The organism is Mycoplasmopsis gallinacea (assembly GCF_900660495.1).
Taxonomy (GTDB): Bacteria; Bacillota_I; Bacilli_A; order Mycoplasmatales; family Metamycoplasmataceae; genus Mycoplasmopsis; species Mycoplasmopsis gallinacea.
In genome coordinates, this window is record NZ_LR214950.1 from 417453 (window position 1) to 429241 (window position 11789).

The window sequence follows — 11789 nt, forward strand, 5'->3', positions numbered from 1 at the left end:
AATCAAATAAATACCAAAGGAGGTTTATTATGATAAAGGTATTTAAACTCTTGCCAAAAAAAGTAAAAACTCTATTTTTAATAGGTATTATTTTGATTTTAATTAACGTTGTTATTACGATGTTTTTGCCAATTTTGCTTAGTCAGTTTCTTTCATTGATTGCTCCTAGCTCAAATGAAGCTAGTCAAACTTATTACATAGTGCTATTTAACAAGGTTAATTTATTCCCTTCAAATACGCAAGCCCAGGCAATTACCAAACTAATTATTATTGTTATTTTAATGATTGTTTTTGGGTTGATTACATCAATTGGTAGCGTGCTAATTACTACTTATGCTGGCGAGCTTAGTTCAAACCATTTAAGAAACACTTTATTTGAAAAGTATCAAAAATTAAGCATTAAAGATATTGCAGAACTTAAAACCGAAACTTTAATTACTAGAATTAATGATGATGTTGCCATCTTTTGAGACTTTTTAATGAGTGCTTCAAGTTCATTAGTACGTGCTCCATTTTTTATCATTGTCGGGGTAGTATTTTCATTTTTAACTGATGTAAATCTTTCTTGAGCAGCTATTGGGGTTGTCCCGGTTCTTGTGTTTGTGCTTTTACTTATTTTTAAATTAGTAAATCCACTGATTAAGAAAAATAGAAAAAACTTAGACCAAATTACTAAAGAAGTAGAAGAATCAATTATTGGTTCAAAACTTATTAAAACTTACAATTTAGAACAAAAACAAAAACACAAGTTTGATTTAGCAAACAAAAGGTGATCAAGTGTGGAAATTAAAACTTTTAGCTATTTTGCAATTGGAAACCCAGCCTTTTTTGCGATTATCAACCTTGTTATTGTTGCTATTTACTATATTGCTGCATACAATTTAAATGACATTAGCGGTGATAAAAGACAATTTTTTGCCACAATTAACGTTTTTATTGAATATGAAGTACTTATTTCATTTGGTATCTTAATGCTTTCACAATTTTTAGGAATTCTTTTTAGAGCTAAAACTAGTGCCGGAAGAATTGTTGAGATTTTAGAAAAGCCTTATGATGATTTAAATGTAGCTAATGGACTTACTTTAGATAAATCTTTACCTACTAAAGATTTCTCAGTTGAATTTAAAGATTTTAACTTTAAATACTATAAAAATTCACCCGAATACATCTTAAAAAACATTAACTTTAAAGTTAATGGAGGAAAAACTTTAGGAATAATTGGTCCAACCGGCAGTGGTAAAACTACAATTGGAACATTAATTGCCAATAACCTTAAATATACCGAAGGAAGCATTTTAATTAATGATAAAGAACTTAATCAAATTAATTCAAAAGATTTAAGCGAATCATTAGCTATTGTTTATCAAGAATCGCAGCTTTTTGCAGGTACAATTAGATCGAATTTACTTTTTGCTAAGCCAGATGCAACTGCAGAAGAAATTAGTAAAGCTTTAACTGCGTCTTGTTCTATTGATTTTGTTTATCGCTTTGATGATGGACTGGATCATCCGGTGTATCAAAGAGGGAAAAACCTTTCTGGTGGCCAAAAACAAAGGCTTTCAATTGCCCGTTCACTTTTAGTAAATCCGAAAATTTTAATTCTAGATGATTCAACTAGTGCTTTAGATAATTTAACTACTAAAAAGCTAATTGAAAACATTAAAAAATATTACGATTGCACCACAATTATCATTTCACAAAAAATTAACTCAATTAAGCATTCTGATGAAATTTTAGTCATTAACGCAGGCGAAATTATTGCAAAAGGAAAACACGAACAGCTAACTAAAGAATGTAAGTGATACAGAGAAATTTACCATAATCAATTAGAACAATAAAAGGAGAAAAATGGAAAAATTAACTTTAGAAAAAGTTAGACAAGAAATAGCTCATTCTAGCTCTAAAAGTAATAACCTTTCTTCTTTGAAGGTGTTTAAAGTTCTTTGATCGTATTTAAAAGAAAGTAAGAAATATTACTATTTAGGTCTACTTTTTGCAATTTTAAACTCACTTGCTTACACTGCGGGAAGTATTTTAATTGGGCAAATTTTGCATCTTTATTTTGAACCATATATAAATGGTGCAGTGCCAATTTTCCAATGAAATCAATTCTTTATTTTCCTTTCTTGCCTTGCTTTAATGTTTATTTTATATGGTATTTTTAAATATTTAGAAGCTCTTTTTTATGTTAAAGCTTCATTTATTGCAGCAACTAACTTACGTTTAAAAATTATGCATAAACTTTATAAAATGCCTATTAAATACTATGATTCACAAAAGGCTGGTGATTTAATTTCATCATTAATTAATGATGTTAACAACGTTGGTAATTCACTTTTTCAAATCACTAGTCAAATTTTTAGTAGCTGCTTTAACATTATTTTTTCAGGTATTTTCCTTTGCCTTATTTCGCTTAAACTTTCATTAATAGTTATTCCATTAACATTAGTTTTATTCTTTTCAGTGTTTTTAATTATTCAAAAAGCACAGAAATACTTTACTCAAACTCAAAATACCTTTGGTTTGCTTAATGCTTTTGTCGAAGAATCACTTAATAATACAATGGTTACTAATTCATTTAATCAACAAAAATTTGTTTTTAGCAACCTTAAAAAAATTACTAAAACAATTCGTCAAATTGCATTTAAAGGTGATACTATTGCGCGTAGCTTTGAAACCTGATATAACTTAATTTCAAACCTTATTATCTTAATTATTTCAGGAATTGCAGCTATTTTCTACATTAATAAAGTTTCAATGTGAGGACTTCCATTTTTTGGATCTTCAGAAAGTGGGATTGCTACTCCTTCACTTATTATTACTTACGTTTCACTTAATTGAAACTTTATGGGACCATTTCAAAACCTTTTAAGCTTAGCTTTTAATGTTCAAGTTGGAATTGCTTCATCAAAAAGAGTGCATCGCCTAACTGAATTAAAAGAACCTGATTTAAGTAAAGAAAAATACACCTTAGATAGAGAAGTTAAAGGTGAAATCATATTTAAAAATGTTTTTTTCAAATATAATGAAAACCTTGAAAATTGACAATTAAATGATGCTAGTTTTAAAGTTAAGCAAGGCCAAACAATTGCTATTGTTGGACCAACTGGAGCTGGAAAAACCACAATTATTAACCTTTTAAGTAAAATGTATGATTATAACAAAGGAAGCATTTTAATTGATGGTTATGAACTTAATGAAATTAAAACTGAAAATCTAAGAGATAATATGACTGTTATCTTGCAAGACTCGTTTTTATTTAATGAAACCATTAGATATAATCTTAAAATTGCTAATCCAAATATTTCTGATGAACAAATGATTGCTGCAGCTAAATTAACTAATGCGCATCACTTTATCGAAACTATGAAAAATGGATATGATACAGTGATTGAAAGTAACGGAAACAACATCTCTCAAGGCCAAAGACAACTTATTGCAATTACTAGAGCGATGCTTTCAAATCGAAATATCGTAATTTTAGATGAAGCTACTTCAAATATTGACTCTCAAACTGAAATTATTATCCAAAAAGCGATGCTAGAGCTTATGAAAAATCGCACTTCATTTATTATCGCTCACCGTCTTAGCACCATTAAAAATGCTGACAAAATTTTAGTTATTGATGCTGGAAAAATCATTGAAGAAGGAACTCATGAAGAACTTCTTGCTCAAAAAGGATTTTACGAATCTCTTTACAGCGCTCAATTCAAATAAGAAAAGCAGGGGAATTCCTGCTTTTATTTTCATTGTTTAAGTGTGCTAAATTCCTTTAAAATTTGAGCAAATATTACTATCTTATACTTATGTTTGCTATAACAAAAAAAAAAAAAAAAAACGGTTTTCTGACTTATTTAAGACTCATATAATTATATTGAAATATACTTTCATAAGGAGATAATATCTTTAAAAATACGATCTAAAAATTGGAAAAGTGACGCGCAAGTTAAGTGGTAAAAAATAACAATGCTTTTTTAATGTTTAAATTATAAAAAAATTAGTGCAAAAAATGAAGAAATAGTGACAAAAGCAAAATCAAAAGCGCAAGCCCTTGTGGCTTGTTTTCTTATAAATTTTGAAGTTCTTTTGCTTCTTTTCTGCGAAAGAAAAGGAGGCCCGTGCGGCAGCACAATCATTGAATCTGTGTCTAAAGATAGACATAGCACAACACCGCAAAAAAATAGCATTTCACATTAAATGGGCTTCAGTCACTAAAATCTAGTTTAGGTCTCAAAGACCAAAGTTTCCCTTTTACCCATATTAATTTTGAAGTTCTTTTGCTTCTTTTCTGCGAAAGAAAAGAAAAGAAGGCCGCGTGCCAACGCAATTAATGTATTTGTAACAAAAGACTGTCATTACAAGACTATTCTTATTTAAACTGACATTTACACAAAAAATAGGTTTTATTCACATAAATTTAGTTTAGGTCGTCAATCTTGAACTTAGCATTTATCGATATTAATTTTAATTTTCTATCGCTAATATTCTTTTGTATTCATCGATTTGTTCTTTGAGTCAAAACACATATTCTTGTGTGAGTGAATTGAAACTTTTACCCTTCGGAATAAATCTTCTAATGTATCTATGAGCATTTTCAATTGAACCTTTTTGATATGAAGCATAAGGTTTACATTTAAATAATTTTTTCTTACCTACCACTTTATGAAGAAGTGTGTTTTCGCTACCATTATCTACTGTCAAAGTCTTTATTTCAAGATTGTATTTTCTTATTAACATTTTTAATGCTTTGTTAATTGATTTTGCATCTCTTTTGGTTAAAGCGATATATAACTCTCTAGTTTTACGGTCTAAAAGTGTAAAAAGAACAAACTTATCTTCTCTTTTACCTATTACTGTATCAGCTTCAAAATGCCCTTTTTCTAGCCTTAAATCCGCTTCTTCAGGTCTATATTTTAGGTCTCTAGCGTGTATCAAGGATTTTTTACCTTGCTTTAATGTAGTTTTTGTATAGCCACCTCTTGATAAATATAAAAGCGGGTCAAGAGGAAGCTTTATTCTTTGTTGCTTTAGAGCTTTGTAAATTGTGCTAAATGTAGGACAAAAAGTATCTGGATTTGTTTGTTTGAACGAGTTGACCATAAATTTCACAGACATTTTACATTTAATGTTTTTAGAGTTTTTGCTTGCTTTTTTCTTAATTCTTTAGTTACATCGTTTCAATATTTCTTGAAGTAACTTCACTTATTTTTTTGTGATTCTGACACTATCATTAACCTTTTAGTTTTATAACTGAGTAAATGATTTGCTAATTTTCTAAAGGAGAGAAATTTAGTTATAAAAATTTTGTCTCCACAATTTTTGCAAATAAATTTATTTTTTAAGCTTTTATGATAGTCATTTTTTTCAATCATTATTGCCATTTTTTGTTTAATTGTTCTAGATTGATAACCAAAATATTTCGCTGCTTTTGATATTGAATTCAACACTAGAACTTTTAAAATAATTTCTCACATTAATAGTATAGATATTTGTTTATCTCTAAGCAATCTTTTAGAAGAAACATTTGAGTGAAGACGTTTTATCTCATCATCTGTTTCTTTTATGATAAAGTGACGTGAGTTTTCAGCATTATTTTTTACACAAATAATATTTAGTTTAGATAAATCTATCAATTTTTTCATATAATAAAAATGTGTCCTTTCTTTGCAAGCATTATTATTTTACACAATGGACACAAAAAAGTCACATGCATTAAATTTGCGTGTGACTTTTCTAATTTATATTAAAAATACGATCCTAAAAAAATTTATTAAAGAAAAAAAACTATTAAAACAAAGGAGAAAAAATAAATGATTACACAAGTTATCCGTTATTTTGAAACAGATTATGATTGAACAAATGCAAAGGCGAAAGAACTTTGAATTACATCCATTAGAGGATATTCTATTGCAAAACTTGTTTTAATGTATGTTCTTCCGGTTATTATAGCAATTGCAATTGTTTTATCTATTTACTGAGGATTAAAATACAAATTCTCAACTGAGCAACATCAATCTAAAAAAGGACTTTTTGTTAAAATTGGTGGTGCGGTATTAGTAGTTGTAGCATCTGGAATTTTACTTGGAGTATTAACACAAACACTTTTCCCAGGCGAAGTTAATAAATTACTTGCCGAGGGGGTTAAACAAGACTTTATTACTCTTAGTGGAAATGCCGTGTCAAATAAAAACTCAGCGCTGTCAGCGGAGCAAGTTTCTACTCTTGCAAGCGCACTTGGTCGTTTTGGATATTACGTATCATAGGCCACGAAATATGGACACATCCATATTTCGTACTTGAGTTTAATCTCCAACGCAACAAAAATACCGTTCCTAATGCAATAGGGAATGGTATTTTTGTTGCTTTTTTTCTCTTTTGTTTGTTCTTTTCCACTTTCTGCCTTTTGAAAAATCTTTAATTTTATAATTTTTAATAAAAGCGCAATATCTCTTAAATAAACACTGCTTTGCCGTTGTTTTTGAAATAAATTGCTTTTTTCATTAATTATTTTTTCCTTTATAAAAAATCACAAAAACCAAGGAAACAAAAACACAAGAAAAAAAGTGTGACATTTAGCCGTGCTTTTTTTCTTGTGTTTTTGAACCTGCCCGTGTTGCAACGAAAATTACAATCGAGCTTCAAAGACGGTACTTTGAAAAGCAACTATTACTTTAACCAAGGTTTTGAAAGAACTCTTTATGGTGATAAAGATTATTCTATTGCAACCATCAAAATGAAAGGTGAAAGAGATAATAAATTAGAAAATCAAGATCTTTGATACGAAAGCGAGCAAGAGTGAGAAGTTACATTTAACCGAATCGCACCATTCTTACAAATCGAGGGGTATGATTTTGATATGTGAAGCAGTTCACCACGCTTTGGTATTGTATTATCTAAAGCGCTAGAATTTGTGGAAGACAGTGTAGAAATTACAGTTTATAAAAGCACTCAATCTGAAGAAGTTTATGAAAAACTAAAAGCTCCAAGAATCACAAATGATCTTGAGAATCTTGAGTTTAAGATGAATAATATTGTTAAAGATATTCCTATTCCAAACAAATATAATTCAGAATGATTAGGTTATTTAACTAGCTACAACAGATGAACATCTTCACTTGTTACTTGAGAAGGTGATGATCGAAAAAGATTAGAACCTACTTGAAAACCTAATCCTATATATGAAGATCTTTTAACTGATTGACGTCACGGTGCTAGTGCAGATTCGCAACCAATTAGAGCTTACTTTATAGACAACTGAAGAAGTGAACTTGAAGATCTTATAAATAAAAAAGGTGGTAATAGATTTTGATATCCACCTAAATCAATTGTTGATGGAACTGTTAAGTCAGGTAAGAACTGACCCAATAATTGACAAATGAGTAAAAAATTCCGAGATAACGTAGGTACAATTCTTGGTTTTGGTTACAACACCGGCCCAAAACCTACATTAGATTTCAACGATCAAAACTGATTTAAAATTACATTCAAAACTCGTAAAAATCAATTGATGTTTGATAAGAAAAATACTGGTGGATTAGCTTATGTAATGGCTGGTTGAACAACATATGATAAAAATGTTGATGTTTATAGTTTTAACTGAAAAGCCGCAGATGTAAATCCTAATCGTCAAAATTATTCAATTGATATCAAAGAATTCAAGGAAAAAGATTCAAAATACAAATTACCTAATTCAGTTTCATATCAATTGGTAAGACCTGCAGGAAACGGATTAGAAGAAGCTATTGTCCCTGAACAGTCAATTACTTTAAGTGATAACGGACAAAGAAATAATGTCGATACTTGATATTCACGTATTTACAATTCTTTTGATAAAGCTGCAAATCCTACTTTCTGAACAACTCAATACAATGGACAAAATAAAAATATTTTTGAAACTTGACAATTAAAACCAACAATTTCAATTTCTGAAGAAGATATTTGAGATATCATCACAACATCTAAAGTTGATCCAAATGATTCAAACCGTTTAATTTTTGAAGTGAAATATGTAATTAACGATCTTAAATTGCAAAAAGAAAACCTGAGACAAAAACTGAAAGAATTCAAGTACTTAAATACCGTTCAAAAAGAGTTCTACATCAATAAACTTAAAACTATAAATGATGCTAATGATCTTAAAAAACTTTTAGATACAGAAAATAATACAGGTGAAATTAAAGATCTTGATGACAAAATGGGTGAATTAAAAGATCTTTATGAAAAAGCAAGAAACCTTAGAAATGGTGAAAATTTTGCTAATTATGATCAAAAATACAAAGCTGTGTTTGATGAAGTTTTAAATAATATTTCAACAAAGATTAGTCAAAACTTAAATAAAAGAGAGGTTCAAGGGCTAATTGATGAAGTAAAAACTCTTTGAGAATACTACAATTCATTAGAAAAAATTGCAACTTTTACCAATTTAACCAAAGACCAAAAAACTAAATTAAACAAAGAAATTCAAGATAAAATGGCTGAGGCTAATGCTAAAGACGCTGATAAAGTAAGTAGCTTTAAAACTACTTCTTCAAAAGGTGATTCAATAAATCAGTTAATGAAGCAATTAACCTCATTAAAAGCTGCTGCGGAAAAAGCTAAAAAAACAAATAACTATAAATTATCTACAGGTGATAAAAAACCTAATTTTGATAACGCTTTAGCAGCTCTAAGTCGAGCTAATACATCAGTAGATAAAAAGCAAATTACAACTTTAATTACTAATTTAAGAAATGCTTTAGATGCTCTTAATGGTGATAAAACTCTTAATGATGCTAAAGCAAAAGGTAAAGAAGAATTAGCAAAATTAACACACTTAAATGAGAGTCAAAAAACTTTAATTTCAAACAAAATCAGTGAAGCTCATACAGTAGAACAAGTCAAAGCTTTAATTAAAATTGAAGAAAACGGTTCTAAAGGAAGTGCAAATCTTCTTAATGAGAAAATGCAAAAACTTAGAGAATTAATTACTTCAGGTCAAAAAGCAACAAATTCTGAAGATCAAAACTACACTAATTATGATCAAGCTACAAGTGATAAAAAAGCAACTTTAGATAATGCGCTAAAAAATGCTAAAGATAATTTAAACACAGTTGGAGATAGTTTAGAAAAAGTTACAGATTTTGTAACTAAACTAGAAACCGCTTTAAATAAACTTGATGGAAATACAAATCTTCAAACAGCTAAAGATAACGCGATTAATGCAATTAATAATCCGCAATTTTTCCCTAATTTAAATCAGGCTCAAAAAGATGCTTTAATTGCTTTGATTAATTCTAAAAATACACTAAGTGACATTGAAACTATTGTAGGATCAAGCGAAAATAATTACATTGGTACAGCTAAAGATCTTGACAATGCAATGAAATATTTAAAAGAAGAAATTGCAGCTTCTGAAGCAATTAAAAATAATGATAAATATTACAATGCTTCAGTTAAAGTTAAAAATGATTTTGATACTAAATTTAATGAAGTTAGTGGCAAAGTAAATGATAATTTAACTTTAGAACAATCTACAAAACTTAAAGAAGATCTTAAAAATGAAAGAGAAGCTCTTGATGGTGTATCTAGTGACATTTTAAGAAATGAATTAATTTCTAAAGTTAGCGCTGATTCTGCTCTTTCTCCAGTTGAAAAACAAATTCTTTTAGATAAAATCAACAAAGCTAAAAGTAATGATGAATTAAACAAAATCAACACTATAATTGATGCACTTTCAGCTAAAATGGGTGAACTTGTTCAAAAACAAGTTAAAGCCAATGCAGCTAAAAATGGACTTGATTATGAAAATGCTACAAATGCATTTAAGAAAGCATTTGATGATCAAATTGAGAAAAATACTAAATTTCTAAATGATGCAACTAATGATGAACCGTTTTATAACCTTGATAATCTTGAATTAATTAATGCTGAAATTGACAAGCTTAAAAAACAAACTCAAGATGCAATTGAGAATTTAAAAAATAGTGCTAAAACCCATCTTGCTGAATCTAAAACAAATGCAGCAAGTGCAATTGAAGCTCTTGAATACTTAAATAATGCTCAAAAAAAAGCATTAAAAGAGCAATTAAATAATGTAACAACAATTGCTCCTCATGAAGAAACTTTAGATAAATCAGTTGATGAAGTTCTTAAAGAAGCAAATGATGTTAATGGTTCTATGAAAGCTCTTAGCGATTTCATTAAAAAGCAAATTCAGAAAGGTAATGGAAGTGATCCATTAGTTGATTTAAATTACGTCGATGCTGATTCAAGACTTAAAACTAATTTCGTAACTTCATATAACAAAGCAAAACAAGCTTTAAATAAACAAAACGGTAAAAACTTATCTAATGATGAAGTAAATGCTCTTTTAGCTACACTAAAAAATGATTTTGCTGCTTTAAACGGAAAAACTAACCGTCAAAATAAAGTAAATGAACTTCAAAACTTAGTAAATGGTGCTGCGGATGTTAAAAATGATGAAAAATTCCAAAACTCATCAGCACAAAAACAAGAACAATACAATAATGCAATTGCAAATGGTGAAAAAGTCTTAAAAAATAAAGATAATCAAACTCTTAATCAAATCAAGGAAGCAATAAACACAATTAAAGATGCTCTTTTAAAAATCCAAAACAACAAAGAAGATCTTAAAAACAAAATTAATAATCTTCCAAATCTTAACAATAAAGAAAAAGAAAAATTTATTAGTGAAATCAACAAACACCAAGAAGATGATGATCAAATTTACAACATTTACAAAGATGCTCTTGATAAAAATGATAAAAAACAAAAACTTATCGATTTAATTGATGAAAAAGAAAATCTTTCAGAAGAAGATAAAGCTCAGTTAAAAGAACACATTAAAAATAGCACTTACAATAGCGAAGAAGAATTAAATGAAGCAAAAGAAAATATTAATAATTTAGACGCTTCAATTAGCGATTTATTAAGTGATGAAAATGAAAACTTAACTAATGAAAAACTTGATTCAATCATTGATCAAATTAGTAATATTCATTTAAATAATAATGATTACCTTAATTTAGTTAAGTTATTAAAATCATTAAATGGTATTAATGATGCTTTAACTAAATATCAAGCTTCATCAGTATCTAATAAAGATTACAATGATAAAAAGAAAAATCTTGAAAATTCTATTAAAGAAAATCTAGCTTTTGTAGCTACTGACCCTAGAGTAGTTCTTCAAAGGGACAGATTAATCAGACATCAAGAAGTATTTGTAAAATTATCTGAAGCAGAAATTGGATTAGTTGATGCTATTTTAAGTGCAAATAAAGAAGCATTTGAACAAAATATGGAAAACTTAAAACAAGTTGCTCCTGAACAATATGTAAACTTCGCTAAACAAATAGAACAAGACAAATTCTTTGAAATTGTTTCTAAAAAATCAAAAGTTTCAGCAAATGAAAAACAACAATTATCTAAATTAAGCTCAGAAGGAATTTCAAAAGTTCTTTATAGCGCTTACAAAACCAAAGTTGATTCATTAAAAGTTGGTTCAGCGGCAGCATTAAAATGATTAGTTATTATGGGTGGTGTGCTTCTTACAGCAGCGGTTATAATTTTTGGTATTGGTTTTGCTAAAAAACGTAAAAAAGATAACTAATTAAGAAACTAAATTAATTATATAAACACAATTTAGCTTATGCTATTTTGTGTTTTTGTTTGCGATTTTACTGATATTAAAGCAAATAAATCCTGAGTTTCCAAGTTGATACACTATAAAAAACGAATACATCTATAAATAAGGTGTATTCGTTTTTTATATTTAAAATTACACACATAGA

The 11789-nt window shown here is 28.4% G+C and carries 6 protein-coding genes; 4 read left to right on the plus strand and 2 right to left on the minus strand.

What is annotated here, in order from left to right:
- The first annotated feature begins 29 nt into the window (after positions 1-29).
- Together EXC51_RS01560 and EXC51_RS01565 are read left to right on the plus strand one after the other, a co-directional pair.
- On the plus strand, positions 30-1838 hold the full coding sequence (locus tag EXC51_RS01560; protein ID WP_129620206.1) for an ABC transporter ATP-binding protein: 1809 nt from the start codon (positions 30-32) through the stop codon (positions 1836-1838).
- A gap of 10 nt (positions 1839-1848) precedes the next feature.
- Positions 1849-3717 (plus strand): ABC transporter ATP-binding protein, encoded by a 1869-nt coding sequence (locus EXC51_RS01565; RefSeq protein ID WP_129620207.1) that lies wholly within the window; start codon positions 1849-1851, stop codon positions 3715-3717.
- A 747-nt stretch (positions 3718-4464) separates the two neighbouring features.
- Here the strand turns inward: EXC51_RS01565 and EXC51_RS01570 are convergent.
- Together EXC51_RS01570 and EXC51_RS01575 are read right to left on the minus strand one after the other, a co-directional pair.
- Positions 4465-5100, minus strand: a complete 636-nt coding sequence (locus EXC51_RS01570; protein WP_165001812.1) for an IS30 family transposase — start codon at positions 5098-5100, stop codon at positions 4465-4467.
- Positions 5028-5642 carry a hypothetical protein gene (locus EXC51_RS01575; protein WP_129620209.1) on the minus strand — a complete coding sequence of 205 codons (615 nt, stop codon included), beginning with the start codon at positions 5640-5642 and terminating at the stop codon, positions 5028-5030. The genes EXC51_RS01570 and EXC51_RS01575 overlap by 73 nt, the downstream gene beginning before the upstream one ends.
- A gap of 168 nt (positions 5643-5810) precedes the next feature.
- Here EXC51_RS01575 and EXC51_RS01580 point away from each other — a divergent pair, with 168 nt between their 5' ends.
- Positions 5811-6263 carry a hypothetical protein gene (locus EXC51_RS01580; RefSeq protein WP_129620210.1) on the plus strand — a complete coding sequence of 151 codons (453 nt, stop codon included), beginning with the start codon at positions 5811-5813 and terminating at the stop codon, positions 6261-6263.
- A 389-nt stretch (positions 6264-6652) separates the two neighbouring features.
- Positions 6653-11608 (plus strand): GA module-containing protein, encoded by a 4956-nt coding sequence (locus tag EXC51_RS01585; protein WP_129620211.1) that lies wholly within the window; start codon positions 6653-6655, stop codon positions 11606-11608.
- The last annotated feature ends 181 nt before the right edge of the window (positions 11609-11789 follow it).